The organism is Shewanella waksmanii (assembly GCF_043643685.1).
GTDB lineage: Bacteria > Pseudomonadota > Gammaproteobacteria > Enterobacterales > Shewanellaceae > Shewanella > Shewanella waksmanii_A.
Genome location: NZ_JBHZSN010000003.1, coordinates 403,755 through 426,216 on the forward strand (window position 1 = coordinate 403,755; position 22,462 = coordinate 426,216).

Annotated in this window: 19 protein-coding genes; 3 read left to right on the forward strand and 16 right to left on the reverse strand. The window is 44.1% G+C overall.

Annotated elements, in window-relative coordinates; genetic code table 11:
• Positions 1-283: 283 nt before the first annotated feature.
• The 15 genes from ACHUFW_RS06760 to lptM form a co-directional block, all read right to left on the reverse strand.
• Positions 284-1,978 carry a carbamoyltransferase family protein gene (locus tag ACHUFW_RS06760; RefSeq protein ID WP_394201660.1) on the reverse strand — a complete coding sequence of 565 codons (1,695 nt, stop codon included), beginning with the start codon at positions 1,976-1,978 and terminating at the stop codon, positions 284-286.
• Positions 1,975-2,241, reverse strand: a complete 267-nt coding sequence (locus ACHUFW_RS06765) for an acyl carrier protein (protein WP_394201662.1) — start codon at positions 2,239-2,241, stop codon at positions 1,975-1,977. Before ACHUFW_RS06765 ends, ACHUFW_RS06760 begins: the two co-directional genes overlap by 4 nt.
• 136 nt (positions 2,242-2,377) lie before the next feature.
• The gene (locus ACHUFW_RS06770; protein WP_394201664.1) at positions 2,378-3,487 is read right to left on the reverse strand and encodes a cytochrome P450 family protein; all 1,110 of its coding nucleotides are present in this window, start codon (positions 3,485-3,487) and stop codon (positions 2,378-2,380) included.
• Positions 3,488-3,591: 104 nt separating this feature from the next.
• Positions 3,592-4,671: a cytochrome P450 gene (locus tag ACHUFW_RS06775; RefSeq protein WP_394201666.1), complete on the reverse strand. Its 1,080-nt coding sequence runs from the start codon at positions 4,669-4,671 to the stop codon at positions 3,592-3,594.
• Positions 4,655-6,313 carry an AMP-binding protein gene (locus ACHUFW_RS06780; RefSeq protein ID WP_394201668.1) on the reverse strand — a complete coding sequence of 553 codons (1,659 nt, stop codon included), beginning with the start codon at positions 6,311-6,313 and terminating at the stop codon, positions 4,655-4,657. Before ACHUFW_RS06780 ends, ACHUFW_RS06775 begins: the two co-directional genes overlap by 17 nt.
• A 378-nt stretch (positions 6,314-6,691) precedes the next feature.
• Positions 6,692-9,808 (reverse strand): efflux RND transporter permease subunit, encoded by a 3,117-nt coding sequence (locus ACHUFW_RS06785; protein ID WP_394201670.1) that lies wholly within the window; start codon positions 9,806-9,808, stop codon positions 6,692-6,694.
• Between the two features lie 11 nt (positions 9,809-9,819).
• The gene (locus ACHUFW_RS06790; protein WP_394201672.1) at positions 9,820-10,854 is read right to left on the reverse strand and encodes an efflux RND transporter periplasmic adaptor subunit; all 1,035 of its coding nucleotides are present in this window, start codon (positions 10,852-10,854) and stop codon (positions 9,820-9,822) included.
• Positions 10,851-12,179, reverse strand: a complete 1,329-nt coding sequence (locus ACHUFW_RS06795) for a TolC family protein (RefSeq protein WP_394201674.1) — start codon at positions 12,177-12,179, stop codon at positions 10,851-10,853. Before ACHUFW_RS06795 ends, ACHUFW_RS06790 begins: the two co-directional genes overlap by 4 nt.
• A gap of 77 nt (positions 12,180-12,256) precedes the next feature.
• Positions 12,257-12,655: a hypothetical protein gene (locus ACHUFW_RS06800; RefSeq protein ID WP_394201676.1), complete on the reverse strand. Its 399-nt coding sequence runs from the start codon at positions 12,653-12,655 to the stop codon at positions 12,257-12,259.
• Between the two features lie 222 nt (positions 12,656-12,877).
• The gene (locus tag ACHUFW_RS06805) at positions 12,878-13,597 is read right to left on the reverse strand and encodes an HAD-IA family hydrolase (RefSeq protein ID WP_394201678.1); all 720 of its coding nucleotides are present in this window, start codon (positions 13,595-13,597) and stop codon (positions 12,878-12,880) included.
• Positions 13,598-14,488 (reverse strand): tyrosine recombinase XerC, encoded by an 891-nt coding sequence (gene xerC / locus ACHUFW_RS06810; RefSeq protein WP_394201680.1) that lies wholly within the window; start codon positions 14,486-14,488, stop codon positions 13,598-13,600.
• A 12-nt stretch (positions 14,489-14,500) separates the two neighbouring features.
• A complete protein-coding gene (locus ACHUFW_RS06815) occupies positions 14,501-15,127 on the reverse strand; it encodes a DUF484 family protein (RefSeq protein WP_394201681.1) in 627 nt (208 codons plus the stop codon).
• A 14-nt stretch (positions 15,128-15,141) separates the two neighbouring features.
• Positions 15,142-15,975, reverse strand: coding sequence for a diaminopimelate epimerase (gene dapF / locus ACHUFW_RS06820; RefSeq protein WP_394201683.1), 834 nt, complete (start codon positions 15,973-15,975; stop codon positions 15,142-15,144).
• 60 nt (positions 15,976-16,035) lie between these two features.
• Positions 16,036-17,280: a diaminopimelate decarboxylase gene (lysA, locus tag ACHUFW_RS06825; protein ID WP_394201685.1), complete on the reverse strand. Its 1,245-nt coding sequence runs from the start codon at positions 17,278-17,280 to the stop codon at positions 16,036-16,038.
• 4 nt (positions 17,281-17,284) lie between these two features.
• The gene (lptM, locus tag ACHUFW_RS06830) at positions 17,285-17,458 is read right to left on the reverse strand and encodes an LPS translocon maturation chaperone LptM (protein WP_394201687.1); all 174 of its coding nucleotides are present in this window, start codon (positions 17,456-17,458) and stop codon (positions 17,285-17,287) included.
• 294 nt (positions 17,459-17,752) lie between these two features.
• Here lptM and cyaY point away from each other — a divergent pair, with 294 nt between their 5' ends.
• On the forward strand, positions 17,753-18,082 hold the full coding sequence (gene cyaY, locus ACHUFW_RS06835; RefSeq protein ID WP_394201689.1) for an iron donor protein CyaY: 330 nt from the start codon (positions 17,753-17,755) through the stop codon (positions 18,080-18,082).
• Between the two features lie 67 nt (positions 18,083-18,149).
• Here cyaY and ACHUFW_RS06840 read toward each other — a convergent pair whose 3' ends face one another.
• On the reverse strand, positions 18,150-20,588 hold the full coding sequence (locus ACHUFW_RS06840) for a class I adenylate cyclase (protein WP_394201691.1): 2,439 nt from the start codon (positions 20,586-20,588) through the stop codon (positions 18,150-18,152).
• Positions 20,589-20,766: 178 nt separating this feature from the next.
• Between ACHUFW_RS06840 and hemC the strand changes: the two genes are divergently transcribed.
• Together hemC and ACHUFW_RS06850 are read left to right on the forward strand one after the other, a co-directional pair.
• Positions 20,767-21,696 (forward strand): hydroxymethylbilane synthase, encoded by a 930-nt coding sequence (hemC, locus tag ACHUFW_RS06845; RefSeq protein ID WP_394201693.1) that lies wholly within the window; start codon positions 20,767-20,769, stop codon positions 21,694-21,696.
• Positions 21,697-22,413, forward strand: coding sequence for a uroporphyrinogen-III synthase (locus ACHUFW_RS06850; RefSeq protein WP_394201695.1), 717 nt, complete (start codon positions 21,697-21,699; stop codon positions 22,411-22,413).
• Positions 22,414-22,462 lie beyond the last annotated feature (49 nt).

Here is a 22,462-nt window from a genome sequence, read left to right on the forward strand (position 1 = left end):
ATAAAAACAAATACAAGGGCAAATACAATCAGCCAACATGGCTAGTTATAAATCCGAATAAATACCAATGTTCAAGAAAACTAAAACCGTATTAATAACACTTTAAAAACAAAAAAACTCACACTGTCACTATACAAATCAAAACCGACCTATACCAAAATCGCAATATAAAAAATATCTATAAGTAAAACAAAAATCATAAACCTCGGTCGACCTATGCTCTTATACTCTCCCATTAATAATGGGAATATTCAGTGACTAGCTAATAAAGTCATCAATTTTATTATTTTGAAAAATAGACATCCTCTAATAACAAACCATCTAAACCTGAAGTACCAAATACAGAGACGGCATCTTGTACTGAATGCACAATCGGTTTTCCCATTACATTGAAACTAGTATTGAGTAAGATAGGGACTCCAGTTAGTTTGAAAAATTCGGACACTAACTCATAAAGCCAGGGATCTATAGGTTGACTAATAGTTTGCGCACGCCCAGTACCATCGGCATGTACTACAGCGGGGACCAAGTGTGCCTTGTCTTTGCGAAAAGGAAGCGCAAAAGACATATAAGGTGAATACTGATCAACTTCAAACCAAGCACTTTGATGCTCTTCTAAAATCATTGGCGCAAATGGACGATAAGCTTCGCGGCCTTTAACTTTCAAATTAATTGTATCTTTCATTGTGCCTGATCTTGGATCAGCTAGAATAGAACGGTGACCTAGAGCTCGTGGGCCGAATTCAGCCGCACCACGGAAAACTCCTATAATTTTGCCTTTCGCCAATTCTTCAGCGATGAGCTTAGGTGAACCATTTACTAACGAAATTGAGTTCCAACCACTATAGTTAACTGTATTTGTGATCGCTTTCCTATCTGGAAAGCTTCCTAAATAACATGCACCTTGTGCTTTTGATATCTCTTTATTACCGGAGACCTTAGCCCAGGCTAATAAAGCAGCACCAATCGCATTACCATCATCCGCTGGAGCAGGGGGAACATGAATTTGCTTAAATAGCGATTTAGCGACCAAATAACCATTGTAAGAAGAATTCAAAGCACAACCACCCGATAAGACTAGGTTCTCCTCATCATATTTTTGCAAACTGGAAATAATACTGTTCATATATCGCTGATAAACTAGTTGCCCAGTCGCTGCAAGGTTTGCTGCACTTTCTACTGGCTCATTAGCACTCCTCTGAAACGGTTGTAAAGTAGACTCTACTTTTGCAACAACCTCATGCTCTGCAAATACTGGCCGACCATCTTCGATTGCTAAAATATCACTTAGTTGCTCAGCTAAATCTAAGTTTGGAGTGCCATAAGCGGCTAAGCCCATAACCTTCCATTCCTCACCAGCGACCCAGTTAAAGCCACAAAGTGAAGTTAGCCAACAATAAAACGTACCCAAGCTTCCAGGCCCCCAAGATCTCCAAAGCCGCTTTAACATTCGATCTTTCATTCGAAAAAGACTAATAGAACCCACTTCCCCCTCTCCATCAACAACCAACACAAGCCCATCTTCAAACGGGGCAGTGTAAACAGCATTGACGGCATGGCATTGGTGATGATCAAAATGCATAGGTTGGGCAGTTACTCTCTCCTCGAACAAAGAAAGTATATTATGACCACTATTCGTATGGATCTGCGCTTGGATCCCCATCATCCAACGCCCAATTTTAGGAGAAATAATCCCAGAGAAGGGAGATGCAATGACGCTTCCACCATCTCCGGTAAGATCTTGTTTCACGCGCGTCCAACTAGTAGAAATGACAAAAGTCGCTTCAGAATCAGCCTCTATAATTTTCTCTATAACTGGTACAACATGGTCAGTATGATCAGGCGCACTCCCCCAGGCTCTTTTAACTTGTAAAAAGCGTTCACTCGCTTCTGCAAAAATAATTCGTCCATTAGAATCCGCAATTGAAAAAGCAGGATCGTGGCCTGATGTAGACAGTCCAATAAAATACTGGCTCACTTTCCGTCACCTTGCATAAGTTCAATCAATGCCTTAGCAACCTGCTTAGCGGATTGATGCTTAAACATAAGTGACGGATCTATCTCTAACTCGTACTCATCTTCAAGGTAACCACAAATCAGTACTGCTTTTAATGAGTCGACTCCAATATCGGAAAATAGCGTGTCTTCGGTTAGATCCTTTAATGGGATTGCCGTGCGTATAGCAAGTTTTTCCAACACAAATTGAGTAATACTGTCTTCTGACACCCTTAATTGACTCATTAAGTACATCCCTCTGTTTTTAAATTGTTTGGTTATAAATAATTTTTCTAAAGTAAAAAATATGCCCAACTTCACTCAAAATAATGAATGAAGCTTTTAGCAATGCCCCTTTCACACTCGGAACACAAGTACCTTACTAGCGTAATTTAACTTTTAAACTCGATGGTGCTTGCGCAGTATGAATACTAGAGTCGTAACTGAATGACTCAACTGCCATATTGGGAAATCGCTCAAGTAAAGCTGGTAACGCTCTAGAGATAATAGTTTTGGCTACCAAAGCTCCAGAACAATAATGATTTTGATAACCAAAACCGAGCCCTTTTTGCGAGGGGCAATTAGATGAAAATGGGCTACGAGTTCTTAACAAGATATAGTCACCTTTTGCTACGGAAAGCCCCTCACATTCAAAGGGCTCTGTCGCTACACGGTGTATGTGTAACAAGGCCGCGGATCTAAATATCATACTATTAATTTCATCAGTAAACTTATCACTATCAGGTGCTTTATCAGCTTTACCGGATGAAGTTTTATCACCAATAACATTCAAAAATATGTTACTCAATGTCTGAATAAGAGGTGACTTGGCGCCATAAACAACCAGTAATAATATAACCATCTCCTCTTCTGACATTATCTCACTAAAATCAGTACCTAATAAATCAGGCAGACTATTTGGAATAAATGTATCTACAGATTTTATTGCATAACTCATATGAGAGAATAAATACTCAATTTCACTCTCTAAATGAAGTAATTCCCGTATAGAGAGTAATGGCTCAACTAGTTTTTGAAAGTTATATAATCTTCTTTCAAAATCATCTGGTAGCCCTTTGGTCAGCCCTAATACTAAAGGTCTGATTAACTTACTGGCTAAACGAAAATTATACTCGACAAGGTCTAATTTTTCATATTGAGCAACAGTATTATTTAAGCATTCCAGTTCTTCATCGAAATATATCTTCCAATGATCAAGGTTATCTTTAGAAAATGGCAATGAGATGATTCTTCTTAAATCCTTATGCTCTTTTCCTTCATTAAAGAAAGGCGATAAAGAAACAAACTGCAACAACCGTTTAAAACTAAACCCAGAAGCCTCACTTAACTCATTTAAATAACCATGTAAGTCAACAACCTTAAAGGAATTACTCCTTAACACCTTTGTTGCCAGTTCATTGTCACTAACAACAATAGCTTCAGTAGCAAACTCAACTTTATTATTACAGTATACATCGTCTTTATTACTCACTATAAAACCCCAAAAGCTCTACTGTAACAACCACCCAAAGCTTAAAATTAAAAAATAAATATGCACTTACTAACTTAAAAACACACTTTAAACAGTGAAATTATCTAATTAAAGACCACCGGAAAAGTCTTTATACGATTAGCAATCTTGTCGTCACAATAACTAATATTCTTTTCATCACAGGATACTGATGAGAACCTACCAAATAACCTTGGAATAAACTCACGAATAATATCCCTAGCTAATTCAGCACCAATACAGATGTGCGCCCCCCCACCAAACGTAAGATGCTTTGTTTTATTCGCTTCTCCACCTATCGCATCTAAGCTAACCTGCTCACCATAGTGACATGGATCTCGATTCACAGATGGAATATCGATCAAAACCTGTTGCCCTTTGGCAATGGGGCAACCATCAATAACAAGATCTCTCTTTGCTTCCTTTGACAAAATGTTCGTAGAAGCATTCAGCCTAACCAAGTCGTTAATATGTTCCGTAACCCAGCCATGAGAGGTATATTTTTTCCGTTCTTCCTGTTCAATTTGACTATAGGAAAGAACAATATGAGCTATTGTCTCAGTTGTAACTCGAGCACCAATCAATAAAGCTAACAACACCGAGCTGGTTTCATCAATTCCTAACTTTCCATCAACATTATTTGTAATTTCACTAAACAAACCATCTTCTTTTTTTTCTGACAATAGTTTGTCTAAATCAACAAGTGTGTCCTGTAACTTTACTAACAGCGATATAGATACCATCCTCTCTACTGACTTAGTAGCAATGCTAACCTGGCTAATAAACTTTTCCCTATCAGGCAAATCGATACCAAATAACTCCTCAACAAAATCCATATAGAGCGGGTCTGCAACATCTTTAATAAAATCATAAGATCTATCGGGTTCGATCATAGCCAAACGACTTTCAATTATACCTATAATCTTAAAATGCCACTTTCTTACCGCTGAAACGGAAAAATACCTGTTAACTAACTTTCTAATATTAAGGTGTTCGTCACCATACATAAATGGAAGTAATGATTTTAAATACCTCTTAAGCTGATAAAAATCTATATTAGCTTCTTTTTCTAAAAGCTCGATATATTCAAGCATCGATGGTGGTCCAAATTCATCTTTAGAACACAGCACTTTACGAGTAGATTCAAAGCTAGTAATTGTCAACATTTTCAACTTCCTTGAATATATGATGATTTTCAAATTGAGTAGCGACAGCCTTCCTTTTAATTTTACCGCTGGTTGTTCTCATTAACTGCCCACGCTTAAGGATTTGAACCTTGGCGAGGGCGACACCTGTTCGCTGCGTAACTAGCTGTCTTATTTTTGAACACAACTCAACTTGATTTATTCCCCTACGTTTTACGGAACTCTTAATCTCGATCAACAAGAATACTGCGTCTGTATTATTCACGGTCTGAAATGCGGCGGCGGCTGAAGGATTAAGTTGTTCATGCGCAAGAGCAGCAACCTGCTCGATAGTGCTAGGTGAAATAGTTTGACCATGACTAATAATAACGTCCTTTATACGCCCGATTATGAATAGCCAATTACCCTCTATGACCCCAAGGTCTCCGGTGCGTAAAAAACCACCGTGATTTGAAGAAGGTTCATTGTAGTAGCCCCCAAAGACTGACTCCCCATATAGGCAAATTTCACCAACCTCTCCATCTTCAAGCTTTTGTTTGCTACTAGGTTTGAGAATCACAATGCTAGGCTTATCTTCATCTCCTAAATAGCAGCCTTCTGTATAATTGCTTTGATGTACCGCCAAAGTATGCCCACTAGAGCTAGGCTGACCAGCAACATACACTGTTGCTTCTGCAAGACCATAAACAGGAATAACCGAATTGGGACTCAATTTCGATGACTTAAATTTAGACCGGAAACGTTGTAGTGTTTCCGAAGGGACATAATCCGCTCCACAAAAGGCGACTTCCCAATGTGAAAGATCTAAATTGTGAGGCAGTCGATCAGGCTCTAAATCATTGCATAAATCAAAGGCAAAAGGAGGTCCACCGCTATAATGCGCTTTAAATCGACTCATTGCTTTTAGCCACCGCTGAGGTTTCTGCGTAAAGTGCAGCGGATCCATTTGCACTACTTTCATACCGCTAAGCATCATTTCTAAAATGCCAAACAGTCCCATATCATGGTACATAGGCAACCAAGTTAAAAATGTTTTGCCTTGGGTACAGCCCCACCTACTTGCCATTTCTAACTGATTGGCCATCACATTCTCTGAGGAAACTAACACCCCTTTAGGAGCGCTGGTTGAGCCAGAAGTGAATTGGATAATTATCGTAGAATCTGGCGCTATGCTGAATCCTGGCAACTCCTTGGGCTTATGCGTAAATGCGAGATTTTTTAGAGCGTCAACGCATACTATTTTGTTGCTCAGTGAACACAAATCAATCGAAACAATTTGTTCAATAGCGCCAAGATACTCTTCACGTGTCAGAATCACGGCATCATCAATGGCTTCAAAAATATTGTTCAAACGTAAAGAGGCTGTCCCCAATCGCGGCAAGGGTGCAAGAACAACAACTCTGCCAGCAAAAAAGCAAGCCAACAAAGCAATGATCAAGTCAGGCCCATGCTCCATCATTAATACGACAGGTTTTTCTTTGGGTATGGTTGCTAAAATATTTTCAGATAGACTTAAAGATCTTTGCAGAAGTTCTTCAGAGGATAGATAAACTTCGGAGCCATCTCCACCACGTTCTAGAAAACAATATTGCCAATCAAGAGAAGAACCAGAAAGCACTTGATATAAAGCTTGCGCGATACTTTCGTGGGACTTCTTTTTCAACGTTAAAATCTCTTAATCAATCAGAAAATAGATAGCGCGATTATAAAGAAAAAACAACAAATTTAAAAGAAAAGCAACAAGCATCTCGACTCAATTTTTTGTCAACCGATACCTTCCCAACAGTGCTTGGTATATCAAGGCTACTAACGAAATGTTAACACCAAAAGCGCGAAAATAGCATCAAAAAGACAAGGTGCAATCTTATAGAAATTGTATTTTTAATAACAAGTCGTACATAGTGAGCTAACCGTTATTGAGCAATAAAAGATAATAGAAAACCAAAAGCCTGAACAAGCTCCACCTACTCATTGAAATATACAAAGAAAAAGCCCCTACTGTTTAGCGGGGCTTATTCAGGTAACACCATAAATTGATGCTCTAACTTAGTTTGTCATCACGACCATGTACCCATTGATACAGTACGGGGAGTACAAACAGGGTTAAAATCGTCGATGAAATAATACCGCCAATCACCACTGTGGCGATCGGACGCTGCACTTCGGCGCCGGTACCAATATTAAGTGCCATCGGCACAAAACCTAACCCTGCCACCAGCGCTGTCATTAACACCGGACGCAATCTGGTCATCGCACCGTCAATGATTGACTGCAGTAACTCGCCACTTTGAATAAAGCGCTGTCTGATAAAGCTAAGCATCACTAAGCCATTCAATACAGCCACACCGGACAAAGCAATAAAGCCAACTGCCGCAGAGATAGACAGAGGCATATCCCGCAACCACAATGCCATCACACCGCCAGTCAATGCTAACGGAATGCCAGTGAAGATAATCAACGCATCACGAACAGAGCCAAACGCCATCACTAACAAACCTAAAATTATTGCCAACGTGATAGGCACCACGATAGTCAGTTTTTGACTGGCTGACTCAAGTTGCTCAAAGGTGCCACCATATTCAAGCCAGTAGCCAGCAGGCACATCAACTTGCTGGGCGATTGCAGCTTTCACATCAGTGACAAAGGTACCTAAATCACGACCGCGGACATTAGCGGTAACCACAATACGTCGCTTACCGTTTTCACGACTAATCTGGTTTGGTGCCGGCGCAATATCTAAGGTTGCCACTTCTGAAAGCGGTACATATTGCCCATTAGGTAACACAATTGGCAGCTCATGTAATCGCTCAACATCTTGGCGAATTGACTCAGGTAAACGTATTACCATATTAAAGCGGCGGTCGCCTTGATACAAAGTGCCAGCTGTTTCCCCACCAATCGCGGTCGAGACAAAGGCTTGCAGAGCATCCACCGTTAATCCATATTGCGCTAATTGCTGTCGCTTAGGCGTTATCGATAAAACGGGTAGACCAGTCACTTGCTCAACTTGAATATCTGCAGCGCCCGGGATGGTCTCAATCACTTCGTGAATGGCATTCGCGGTTTGCAGTAACTTATCGAGATCATCGCCCACCACTTTGACACCTAGATCTGCCCTTACCCCCGAAATCAGCTCGTTAAAGCGCATTTCAATAGGTTGAGTCAGCTCAAAATTATTGCCAGGTTGGGCTGAAACGGCGACCATCATCTGTTTAGCCAGCGCTTCGTGGCTCAGGCGAGGGTCGGGCCATTCATCTCTGGGCTTAAGCATGATAAAAGTATCAGCAATATTCGGCGGCATAGGATCATTAGCCACCTCTGGCGTCCCGACTTTAGAGAATACATTTTTCACTTGTGGAAATTTGGCAATCTCAACTTCCAAGGCTTGCTGCATTTCAACGGACTGATCAATGCCTGTACCGGCGATGCGGATAGCCTGCAACAAGATGTCTTCTTCATTGAGCTGCGGAATAAACTCCGAACCTAGCGTGGATGCCAACCAAATTGACACCGCCACCAATGCCGAAGCAAGCAAAACCACCAAATAGCGCAGCTTTAGGGCAAGCAACAATAGAGGTTGGTATAAAGATTTGCTGAAAGTAATGACTTTACTTTCTTTCTCGTTAATCTTACCTGTCATAAACAGTGCTACGGCAGCAGGCACTAATGTTAAAGACAATACCAAAGCGGCCAATAACGCCATAACAACTGTGGCCGCCATTGGATGGAACATCTTGCCTTCTACACCCGTTAAACTAAATAACGGAATGTAGACCACAGTAATGATTAGCACCCCAAATAAGCTTGGACGGATCACTTCATTGGTCGCTTCGAATACCACCTGTAATCGCTGTTTAAGTGGCAAATTAACCCCATGAACGCCCTGTGCTTGCGCTAACCGGCGAGTGGCATTTTCAACAATGATCACCGCACCATCAACAATTAAGCCAAAATCCAAGGCACCTAAGCTCATCAAGTTGGCCGATACCCCAGCTTGAACCATGCCCGTCATAGTGGCAAGCATCGCCAGCGGGATCACCGCCGCGGTGATAAGGGCAGCGCGCACATTCCCCAGCAGCACAAACAGTACCGCTATCACTAGCAATGCGCCTTCAACAAGGTTTTTTTGCACCGTAGCAATGGCTTTATCGACTAAGTCAGTACGATCGTACACCGCCTCAACTTTGATTCCCTCTGGCAGTGAGGCTTTCACCGCTTCCAATCTGTCCGCCAATGCCAGTGATACTTGGCGAGAGTTTTCTCCCACCAGCATCATGGCACTGCCCAATACCGTTTCTTGGCCATCGCGCGTTGCAGCACCCGTTCTTAACGCTTTGCCAATCGCTACGTCAGCAACGTCCTTAATCGACACTGGTGTATTGCCCACATACTTAACAATAACCTGTTCAATCTCATCAATGCTCTGCAATTGCGCTGCAGAACGCACTGTTAATTGCTGACCGCCGCGCTCGATATAGCCAGCGCCCCGGTTGCTGTTACTGGTTTCTAGTGCTTGCTTGATATCGTTAAAAGCGACTTCATACGCCAACATTTTCTGTGGGTCTGGGGTAATGTGATATTGCTTATCGTACCCCCCTATCGAGTTAATCTCTGTGACCCCTTGTACTTGGGCAAGTTGCGGCTTAATGATCCAGTCTTGGATCTCGCGCAGTGCCGTCGCGTCATAAGGCTCGCCGTTAGGCTGACGCGCCTCGGGCAATGCCTCAATGGTGTACATAAAGATCTCACCGAGCCCGGTAGATAACGGCGCCATTTGTGGCTGTAATCCCACTGGAATACTGCCATCAATGGCACTTAAGCGCTCATTGACTAAGTTACGGGCAAAGTAAAGATCTGTCCCCTCATCAAACACCACGGTGACCTGGGATAAACCATATCGCGACAAGGAGCGGGTATAAGATAAGTTAGGCATTCCCATTAGAGCATTTTCAATGGGATAGGTAATACGTTGCTCGGTTTCTAACGGCGAATAGCCATCAGCGCGCGTATTGATCTGCACCTGGACATTGGTGATATCCGGTACGGCGTCGATGGGTAGTTTTTGATAACTCCACAAACCGATGCCCACTAAGATGACACCTAGGCACATCATTAGCCAGCGCCGGTCAATGGACAGACGTAATAATGATTCAATCATGGCTCGGCTCCTTAATGCACGTGAGCGGCAGATGACTTTTCAAGATCTGCTTTTAACAAGAAGCTCTTTTTGACGGCATACGCTTCACCCTCTTCCAGGCCTGACAGCACTTCCACATAACGTGAGTCGCTGGCACCGATCACCACTTCACGCTTTTCAAAGCCTTCGGCATTTTTCACAAATACCACCTGCTGACCTTCCATTTCCTGCAGTGCGCGGCGATCAAGTCGCAATGCCACTGCTTGCTGTCTCAATACCACCTCACCTGCAAGCAACATCCCCGCGTGCCAACGTTTATCGCTATTTTCGAGTCGAATTCTGGCTAAGGTAAATGGCTTGGCCTCAACAGGCGTAATGATTGAATCAATCACCGCGGTAAAGTATCGACCGTCTTGGCTAGTCAAGCGCACCGACTGCCCGGCACTAAGCTGGCTAAACTGGCCAGGAAAAGCCTGCAACTCAGCCCATAAATGTTGCTCATTCGCGATAGTCACAAGTCCAGTGCTTTGGGTGTTCTCACCCGCATTCGCATGGCGGGCGACCACTTGACCACTAATGGGTGCATTCACTGAAAAGCGCTTGAAACTGCTATTGGATTCGACTTGTGCGATCACCTGACCTTTAGTGACTAGATCGCCAACTTTCACATCAAGCTGAGTGATCAAACCGCTAAAGCGCGCTCGCACGACACTTTGGTTTTCAGCAGCGAGGGTGGTTTTGCCATAAAGTGTTAGGGTTTTAGCCAACTCACCCGCTTGCAGCTTAGCGAGTGTAATGCCAGAAGCCGCAATTTGGCTTTCACTGATATGCACCTGACCTTCTTCATGGTCATCATGGTGGTCGCCATGTTTATCACCATGATCATCATGGTGGTCGCCATGTTTATCACCATGATCATCATGGTGGTCATCGTGATGTTCATCTTGGTGTGCTGGTTGATGTTGGTGATCGCCACCAGCAAAGGCATAACTAATACTGGTAATGCCAAGAGCGAAAACCAATGAGGAATACAAAATAGTACGCGTGGTTAATAGTCTAAAGTTCATTGTGCAGACCCTTGAGAAAATGAAGAGGAAGCGTGTTGTGTGGCCGGTAATGGCTCTGCGATAAGTTGCTCGATATCCACGCCAAAACGTAGCGCAGAAGTTGCGGCATCGAGCATGGCACGCTTAGCGAAAAGTAGCTCTTCGCTGGCCGATAGGTAAGCGAGATAACTATAATTACCTTGCTCATAAGCAAGCTCGCTGTCCGCCATGGCCGCGGCTAATGTCGGAATGATTTGTTGCTGCAATTGCTGCACTTGAGCAATGGCCAACTTGCGACTTGAATAGGCGCGATAAAGTTCATTGCGCAGGGCCAATAGCGCAATGTCACGATTAAGACTCACTTCGGCTTTGGCAGCAACGGCAGCGTCAACCGCACCTTGATTACGCTCACCAGTAAATAGCGGTATGCTAAAGCCAGCGCTGAGTGCCACATCATCACTCGACTGATGTTGCTTTACTCCCACAGACCAATTGATATCAGCACTTGAACGGGTTTTGGCATAACGTAACTCAGCTTCTCTCAACTGAGATTGACTGGCGAACGCCATGATGGCCGGGCTGTATTTCACTTTTTCAAATAGGGTATTAAAAGCCACATCATCAGAAAACTGCAGTAAGCTGCCCTCTACTTTTTGAAACTCTGCGTGGCTATCGCCCCAAAGCATAGCTAAAGCAATTAAGCTGTAATTGTACTGCTGTTGTTGATTTTGCTGGGTCAGCTGGGCACGATAAACCGCCGCTTGGGCACGATTGATATCAGCGTCACGCATTACCCCCGCAGCCGCTCGCTTTGACACAGTTTCAAGGGTTTTGTTGGCCAATGCGACACTCTCATCGGCCAGTTCAAGTTGCGCTTGAGCAGCCATCACATCGATATAACGACGGGTCACTTCGCCAAGTACCGCTAATGCGGCAATCTTTTGCTCGGCAGCTAGCAGTGCCCGCTTTTCATTAACCACTGCCCCGCGGGCTGCCACTTTGTCCCCCATCTCAATAACAGATGACAGAGACACACTAAATTCAGCACCATCTATGCCACTGAACTCGCCAGTACCGGCGACATTTTCAACTTCAAATCCAATTTCATAACCGGGAGAAAGAGCAGCAGTATAGCTGTCCGCATCGAGCACAGACTGGCGTAGGGAATAAACCTGCAAACTAGGGTGTTGCTGCATTGTTCGCTCTATGGCTGTTGCCAAAGAGAGCACTTCAACCTCATTGTTAGCCGACGCATGGGCATTAGCGGAAAAGCTACAAACGCCGAGTAACAATGAAGCTTGCCCTAAAGAACGCAGTACTTTAGGTACAGATAACTCATAAGACATTGAGATTGCCTCAAACAGAATTTTGGAAAAACCACCACACTGCAATCACAGTGAGATGAGTTCAAATCAACAAAAATCTAAGCTTGGGGCGGGCGTAACAAGGAATAAAACGGCGAGTTTGTATAACTAAATGCTAAGCTAAGCGGCTCAGTATCGGGAGTAATTTGCGGTAATAATTGTAGCTGTACAGTTTGCACTAAATTAACACAGCAGGCACAACACTGGCTGTTACAATCATGGCAATCATCTATTTGGGAAGATTCACACGAATGGCTACTGACATCGGGCTGCACTGACGAACAACCGACATCAAGACTAAGTTCACTCGTTGGCTTCGCTGCATGCTCATCTGATCCACAGCCGTCCGCCATCGCAACCACAGATTGCAATGTTAGGGCTAAAATCAGTAATAATCGACCTAGCTTGCCACTTTGATGACTCAAAGCCTGCAAACCACGCCTCAATGCGCGAACCATTTTTACCTATGTAAACTCGTTGAGTGGGCTACTACTTAACCTGTAACAATTCATAAAAAAGCTTATGATTTGTTAATTCAATCGCATCATAACACCTTTATTGAAATAAAGTAGAGCCACCAAAGTGAAAAACTGGCTAAGTTTCCCAGCCTTTTTCATACAGATTTGTCAAAGTGTGAACAATATCGCTCAGCGTTATAAAGCGCAGTACTATCAAACCCTTTATTGACCTAGCTGTAATAATTGCTCAATGTTGTCTAATTCTATATGGGGCAGTTGCCCAGCACCTAACTGCTCCTGCTCACGACCCACCGCGGGATTTAACCATGCCACTTGGCAGCCTGCTCGCCTTGCACCTTGCACATCTGCGCGATAACTATCACCCACATGTAATAGCTGTTTATGGGCTAATTTTAATTGCCGACACGCTTTATAAAATAGGTCTGGATAAGGCTTCATCCGCATCCCTTTTCCGGGGTGCAATACAAACTCAAATACCTCACCAAGGCCGATGTGTTTGGCATCGACATTGCCATTGGTTATGCCAATTAAACGGTATTGGCATTGCAGCGCTTTTAATTGCAGTAGCACTTCACTGGGCACGGTAAAATCAGAGCGTTTATCTAGAAATAATGCTAATCCTTGCTGCGCACCTTGCTCTGCTTGGGCTTTATCATAGCCAGCAATGAGCAAGCCTTGCTCTATAGTCGCCACCCTTGCGGCGGTGGTATCATGGCCGAGTAGTGGCTTGGATTGCAGCAAACGCTGCTTGAGATTAAGCCAATCTTGACGATGCCAGTCTTTGGTTTTTGGAAACTGCAATGCCAAGAAATTCAGCAGGGCTAACTCGGCAGCCTGAATATAACCGCGGTTATCGTACAGAGTGTCATCTAAGTCAAAACTGATCGCACTGATATCGGCGGGGCGAATATTTATCTTCATTTAACGACGGCTTCGCTTTTTGGCTCTAGGGTGAGCACCATCATAGACTTTGGCTAAATGTTGAAAGTCTAAGCTGGTGTACACTTGGGTGGTAGAAAGATTTGCATGGCCAAGCAACTCTTGTACTGCACGTAAATCCTGACTCGACTCCAACATATGTGTCGCAAAAGAGTGGCGTAATTTATGCGGGTGAACGGGTACACTCAAGCCCTGCTGCTGACCCCACAGCTTGATTCTCGCTTGAATCGAGCGATGAGCAAGACGTCGACCTTTAGTGGTAACAAACAAGGCATCATCACTGCAAACAATGGCTTGTTTTTCGTTAAGCCAGTCTTCAATCGCGTCAATGGCAACACGGCCAATCGGCACAATCCGCTCTTTGCTGCCCTTACCCATGACTTTGACTTGTCGCTGACTAAAATCAATATCCCGCACATCCAATGCAGCTAACTCAGCCAGTCGTAACCCCGATGAATAAAACAATTCCATCATGGCTTTATCGCGTTTGCCTAAGGTATCTTCAGCATCAATATTTAGCAGGTGATTAACCGCATCTAAGTCCATGTTCTTAGGTAACGACTTATTCTGCTTCGGTGCGCTCAAGTTGGCTGCAGGATCACTTTCAATCACCTGTTCCAACAATAAAAACTGATAAAACTGCTTAATGGCAGAAACCGATAACGATAATGAGCGTGGGCTAAGGCCACGACGGTGAAGTTTATTGAGTACTTGCTGTAACTGCGAGGTGGTCACAGTTAGCCAATCTAAATCACCACCTAATAGCTCTTCAACTCTGGCTAACTCAAACAAATAGTTATGTAAGGTGTGCGAAGACAATTGGCGCTCAGCACTGAGGTGTAATTGAAATTGCTCAATCCAGTTTCGCGCCATAGAGGGTCCTAGTTATAGCTTGGGCAACAGATGATCAAGTAACTGTTTAATCTGATCTAATAATAGGTGATCCATCTCAGGATGGAAATGTGACGGATCTTGGCTGGCAATGGCAAAAATCACCTGGCCGCAATCGTTCGATAGTCGCGATAACGCCACCGAGCCCACATCGGTACCAAACAAACGTTTCGCTTCCCCTTGGGTTAAACGCCCAAAGTAATAGCCCATACGCAAACGTTCGCTCCAAATACGCGACAAATCACTGTCGATATCGTGGACGGTAATTAATCGAACATGAGTAAAGCCGAATTGCTGTTTAAGGCTTGCAGACAAGGTCTGGCGTAACTCGCCTAAATCTTGGGCCTCTAATAACTTTAGCGACAATTCAGTATTAAACAGGTAAATGGCTTCATTGCGACTGGCCATGGATAGCAAAGAGGTGATCTCTTCTTCTAATTGGGTCACCCGGCTACGCAACATCTCTTGTTTGCGTTCAACCAGTGAAACTGCGCCACGTTCAGCATGGGGAATACGCATCGCCAGCAAAAGTTCGGGGTAGCGAGCAAAGAAATCTGGATTATCGAGTAGATACTCTCGAATCAACACTTCATCAAATGGGACGTCTGTTTTTTTAGTCATTGCGTCTTTCATTATTATATTTGTCCATCATACACTTGTTCGGCGGGACCGGTCATCCATAACGGTTTGCCTTCACCATCCCAATTAATGGTTAATGACCCGCCGGGTAAATCAACCCGTACGCGTCGATCTAACTTTCCTTGCAGATAACCTACAGCTACAGCAGCACAAGCACCACTGCCACAAGCCAAAGTTTCCGCTGCGCCGCGCTCATACACCCGCAACTTAATATGGCCGCGGTTCACCACCTGCATAAACCCAACATTCACCCCTTTAGGGAAACGCTCATGTTGGGTCACAATCGCACCGATGCCTTCCACATTGGCAGTGGCGACATCTTCAACATCAAGCACACAATGTGGATTACCCATAGATACCGCACCACAAAGATGAGTTTGTACTTCACCATCAATGTTGGTCTGCAGCAGATAGGTTTTTTCCTGACGTTTAGCCGTAAAAGGGATACGATTGGGATCGAGAATCGGTACGCCCATGTTCACGGTCACATTACCGTCGCGCTCTAGGCGCAAGGTCATTTTACCCGCTGAGGTACTGACACGAATCTTGTGCTTATTGGTTAAGCCTTTGTTTTTGACAAAACGCGCAAAACAGCGGGCGCCATTGCCACACTGTTCTACTTCACTGCCATCGGCATTAAAAATACGATAATGGAAATCAAGATCTGGGTCATAAGGCGGTTCAACCAGCAATAGCTGATCAAAGCCAATACCAAAATTTCTATCCGATAAGCGTTTAATTTGCTCAGGTGAAAAAAACACATTCTGGGTCACACCATCGACCACCATAAAGTCATTTCCCAGACCATGCATTTTGGTAAATTGGATCAAGATATTTCCTTAGTTAACAAGCGATAGAAGTCATGGCATCCATCAAATAAACACACATTTTTAAGGCAGAAGTTGCTCACCTTGCCATAATTGCTCAACGGTTTCGCGAGCACGAATAAGGTGATGTTGTTCACCATCAACCATAACTTCAGCCGAGCGTGGTCTAGAGTTGTAATTCGATGACATCGTAAAGCCATAAGCGCCCGATGAACGCACAGCCAATAAATCATTAGCTTGCAACGCCAGTTGCCTATCTTTACCTAAAAAGTCACCGGTTTCACAAACTGGTCCCACAATATCATAATTTCTGCTTGGCTCATCTCTTGGCTTCACAGCAATAATATTTTGCCACGCACTATAAAGTGATGGTCGAATTAAGTCATTCATGGCGCCGTCGACCAAGGCAAAGTTTTTCTCACTATTCTCTTTAAGGTAAAGCACTTGGGTCACAAAGATGCCAGCATTAGCAGCAATGGCGCGGCCAGGCTCAAAAATCAGCTGTAAATCTCGGTCTGCCACTTTACTTAGCAAGGCCGCCGCATAGTCGCTCGGCTGTGGTGGCACTTCATCATCATAAGGCACACCTAGCCCGCCACCCACATCGAGATGGCTAATGGTAACTCCTTGCTCCGCTAAACGGTCAATCAGCGCAAGCATACGGTCCATGGCATCTAAAAACGGTTGCAGTTCAGTTAGTTGAGAGCCGATATGACAATCCGCACCTTTAACCGCCAGCCCAGGCAGAGATTGCGCACGCAAGAAAATAGCCTCAGCTTCTTCCATTGCGATACCAAACTTGTTTTCTTTCAGACCCGTGGAAATATAAGGGTGAGTACCGGCATCAACATCTGGATTTACCCGCAATGACACTGGCGCGACTTTACCTAAGCGAACTGCGACGTCATTGAGTTGTTCTAGCTCTGCCGCTGATTCGACATTGAAACAGTAAATACCTACATTAAGTGCCATTTCCATTTCGGCAACGGTTTTACCCACACCGGAAAACACCACTTTAGCTGGATCGCCGCCAGCTTGGATCACTCTAGCAAGCTCACCGCCGGAGACGATGTCAAAACCACTGCCTAAGCGCGCAAGAACATTGAGTACCGCAATGTTTGAGTTGGCTTTGACCGCGTAGCAAATCATATGAGGGTGATCAGCAACGGCATTATCAAAAGCGCGCCAATGACGTTCTAGTGTGGCTCGTGAATAAACATACAAAGGCGTGCCATAGGTGGCGGCTAATTCTGCGACTTTACAGTCTTCCGCTTGTAACTCGCCATTTTGATATAAAAAATAATCCAAGACTTTATTCCTTATTACTTTGTTCTACTTCTGATTTTGCTTGTTGTTCTGACTGAGCTTGCTCAGTTTGATTGTCTTGTTTTTCAGGCGATTTATAGAGGGCACCTTTTTGACCACAAGCGGTGATCAATAGGCTACCAAGCAATAACAGCGAAAACAGTCTCATTTTTTTCAACATCTGTAATTCCGGCATAAAGATCAAAGTGACGCCAACAGGTTTAGCCACATCATGTTATAGGGATTAACCCCTGATGTTTGCAGAGTCCAGCGCTAGCAGTCAAGCAAATAACGGCCTAATACCAATGAATAGTGAATTTTATTGCTACAGAAATACAGATTTAGTGTTTTAACAGCGTTGAAATGGTCAAAATGAACTATCTCGGCCAAATTGATAATAAAAAATCAATTGAGGCCAACCAAGACAATGGTAGTATTAGCGCTATATTCACGTTGCAGTTAAAGGACCCTAAATATGGCCATGACAGATTCTCAATATCATCAACTCGCTGATGAGATGTTTAAAGCCATTGATGATGCCATTGAGCTAGCCATTGATGAGCAAGATGCTGATGTAGATATCGATGCATCAGGCAATGTATTACAGCTCGAATTTGAAGACCAATCTAAAATCGTCATCAACAAACAAGAACCCCTGCATCAAATATGGGTAGCGACCCTGCAAGGCGGCTATCACTTCAGCTATGTTGATGGAAAGTGGATTGACGAGCGTAATGGCGGTGAGTTTATGCCATTTGTACTAGAGTCGATTTATCGCCAAGGCGGCATCAAGCTCGACCTGTAAACCGCATTTAGCAGTACACTGAAGCGCAGATACCCTCTAAAACACACTGTATCTGCGCTTATCCATGCTAAAAACTGCATTGAGCCTCAGCTTCATTGACACCAAATGGCATTATCACCAGTTCACCATCGACACGCTCTAATTTGAAAAACTGCGGTAAATTAAATCGTTCACTGTCATTTTCAGGCTCTTCAAACGCATGATATTGGCTTACTTGGCTGACTAAGTCCTCTATGCTGGTGCCCTGCTGCACATAGTGCTCCAACTCATTCACTTCATTAAGGATGAAAACATCTAAGCCTTCGTCCCCCTGGCGCAAGAAGTACTGAATCGCACCTCTGGCGGCAAAATCTTGGATAATCTCAGGAATTTTACTAAACGGTTCGTTGCCGAGATTAGGCCGCGGCAGCGCTAGCACTTGTCGCTTCGTCAGCAACTGGTAAAACGCTTTGGCATCATGCAAATCTTGGTATTCCATCCCCTTTGAGTTAAAAAATAACCCATAGGTGTTGTGCCCAACTTTCAGTGGATACACCATAGTTAACGATGTTTGCGCTTGCTCACTTAAACGCACCGCTCTAGCCGCTAAATTACGCACACTGCGTTCAAATTGAGACTTAAGTTTTTTCGAGCAACTTATGACTTCAACCGACAACTGTTTACCGGCGCGCTTCATGCCTGGTGTCATATATTCCAACGCCACCAAAATGGCATCATCACCTTCAAAGTGATGACAGTGCCACTCACCCCAACTGTTTTGACAAATCACATCAATGGACTGCAACAGATTGCGCTTATCACGCCCGAGTGAAAACACACTGGCGTTCATGTAATCGACCATGATCTCTTGCCCAGTCCATTGCTCGGTTGGGTCTGCATTAAAGTTAAGTAAGAAAATCACTTTGCGATAATGCCAAGGCTGGCATAAATCCAACTTTGAGACTTGCCAACTATCTTGATTGAAAAAATCCACCAATCGCGCACAAGCATTTTGTAAACGTTTTCCTTGCAGCTCACTTTCGGCGTATTCATGCCAATGGGTTTTCGCCAGCGCCACGCCATTTAATGTCGCCCACACTAATATCTTCGCTTTACTATGGGATTGATACACAGGTCGTTGGCCAACAAAACTTTTGCGTTCACCATTACAACGATACAAAAAGTAGGTTTTGGTTTGTTTGCCATAAACTAAGGTTAAGTCAGCTTCGGCGATATTCTGGCTCCATAACCGATTAAGGCTGATGATCTGTTGGGAGTCATCACTGAAATAAGTGTGCAGTTTTCGAGTTAACAAACCCAAATCAGCAATTTTGAGGCTTTCATTGAGCTTATGGGTCGAGGCAAATTGCAGTAATGTCTGATAGCTGCCTAACATCAGCTCGTTAAGCTGTTGGTTAAACCATTGCAGCTGGCCGCAGTCCCACTGTGCACAGGCATCTAGAGTTTCAAGCAAGCTATCTGACCACTGCCACTGTTGCACGACTGCTTGCAATTTATAGTAGCGCCAGTCTTTTGCTTGCGACGCCTGGGTCAAGCGGATACCACACTTCAAATAGAAACACCGTCTGGCCACTTCAAGTCGGCGCACATCGCCTTTTTTAAGAAGGTAAGCTTCAATGGCTTCAAACAACAATAAGTAACTGTCGTTGGCCGCAGAAAAATTACCTTCCACAGTATATTGCCAAACCTGCTCACTCACTAACTTGGTGTTGGGGTATTCACTTGCATAAGCTTCAAGCAGCAACACTTTTAATAAGGCTTTATGGGGTTTATCGAGTCCTTTGTACAACTGCCATAGCGACGCGCCAAAATACTCGCTTGCCGGTAGCTGAGAGATATCGCCTAAATATAAGCATTTGTCGCTGTCACTCCCCCCTGGCCACCAAGCCACGACTTTGCCAGCCAAGTGAATATGACTACGGTAGAACTCTTCAAGCAACAACCAGTGCTGCGCACTACCACTATGCTCTACACCCAATAGTGCTTGATTATCCTGTGAGTGTTGCTGACTAATAAATTGTTGTGGATGAACTAAGTAAATATTGACTTCGAAATCGTACTGTAAAAACCAGCTAGAAATGAGCTGTGACTTTTCATGCAATAAATTGCATTCCTGCTGGCTGAGCAAACGATCATGAACCAGCCATACGTCAATATCACTGTTAGGATTTTGACCAAAACTTGCTGTACTGCCCATACAGTAAACCCCCTCTAAAGCGGGCTGATGCACAAAGTGGGTCACAGGTTCTGCAAGATCTAAAGTTCGACACGCTTTTTGGGTATATTCATCAATCTGATAATCATAAATACCTGCAGGTGTCATTGGGCCGTTATAGCCTGGGTAGCCAGTTCGGTGATAATGGAACAACAGCGGAATGAGCTTAAACAGGTGTCGTTGCAATGGTGAAAGCAGCGCTGTAGCCCTTGCAATACGCACTTTATTAAGCCGCTGTGCTGTCTCAGTTTGTTGCAAGCCTCGGTCCAAAGTTAAGCAACTCCTTAACATAACAGTCTCATTTCAATGCTATCACTCTGAATAAAAACAGCAAGCAAATGAGACATTGATCACACTTTCATCCGAGTAATAACTGGGTGGAGTTCAAAGATTTAATACCGATTTCTTACATCTGCTCTAAAGCAATGTTAGCATTACCGCAATTACAGCCTTTGATGGAATATCAAGCATGTCGCAAAATGTCATTCGAATCGCAACACGTAAAAGTCCACTTGCAATGTGGCAAGCAGAATTTGTAAAAGCGGAGCTAGAGCAAGCTCATGAAGGGTTAGTCGTTGAACTATTACCGATGAGCACTAAAGGCGACGTTATCCTTGATACCCCGCTAGCCAAAGTTGGTGGTAAAGGGTTATTCGTCAAAGAACTGGAAGTGGCGATGCTTGAAGGCAAAGCGGATATTGCGGTTCATTCAATGAAAGACGTCCCAGTTGATTTTCCAGAAGGCCTTGGCTTAGAAGTCATTTGTGAACGTGAAGACCCACGTGATGCTTTTGTTTCTAACACCTACAAAACTATTGCTGAATTGCCTCAAGGGGCGGTTGTTGGCACCTCTAGTCTACGTCGTCAGTGCCAAATTCGTGCAGCTCGTCCAGACCTAGAAATTAAAGACTTGCGTGGTAACGTGGGAACTCGCTTAGCCAAACTTGATGCGGGTAACTATGATGCCATCATTTTAGCAGCGGCAGGCCTTAAACGTCTAAAACTAGAAGAGAGAATCGCTAGCTTTATTTCAGCTGAAGACTCTTTACCTGCAAATGGTCAAGGCGCTGTTGGTATTGAATGCCGAGTTGATGATGAGCGTGTAAAAGCCCTACTTGCTCCGCTAGAGCACACTGAAACTCGTCATCGTGTTCTTGCAGAACGTGCAATGAACACTCGCTTAGAAGGTGGCTGTCAGGTACCTATCGGTGCTTATGCTGAAATCGAAGGCGAAACGTTGACACTAAGAGGATTAGTGGGTAACCCAGATGGCAGCCAAATCATTGAAGGCACCACTTCGGGTAATAAGGCAGACGCTGAAGCTTTAGGTATCGCATTGGCCGAAGACCTACTCAGTCGCGGCGCTAAAACTATCCTTGATGCGGTTTATGCAAAATAAATGACCGTACTTCTGACGCGTCCTGAGGGGCGCAATCAGTCGATGATTGAGGCACTGACTCAAAAAAAAGTGCCTCATTTCACTACTCCACTGCTTGAAGTTCAACCCTTCAAAGATCAGCCCGCAGCGCTCAATGCATTCTTACAGGCTGATATCATCATATTTATCAGTACTAACGCCGTTGCCTACGCCGCCCATTTGTGTCCGCAATTTCCAAACGCCCACTATTTTGCAGTAGGCGATGCCACCTACCGTGCACTTGCAGAACTTGGTATTGCAGCCGAACAGGCCCCCGCAGACAATCAGCAAACCGAGGGACTACTTACCCTTGCGAGCTTACAAAAGCTCAATGACGTCAACGTGTGTATTGTACGTGGTGTCGGTGGTAGAGAAACGCTGGCCGAGCAGCTTCAGTCTCGTGGCGCAAACTTAAGTTATTGGCAGGTCTACCAGCGTCAATGTCCTACGCTAGACGCTAAACAAATAGTGGCTGACTGGCAACAACACCAAGTTGACACTATAGTCGTCACCAGCGGCGAAATTTTAGCTAACCTGATTAATCTTGTCCCAAAAGAACAGTTTGCATGGCTGCAAGCTTGTCATATCATAGTGCCTAGTATACGTGTATACCAGCAGGCCCAAGCAGCTGGTTTAAACCAGCTAACAAATGCTAAAGCAGCAAACAAAGATGCAGTATTAGCGGCCTTAGGGTTATAATTTAGTCTGTATCACCCACATTTTTAATGCTTTTTGCTTCCAAGGGATC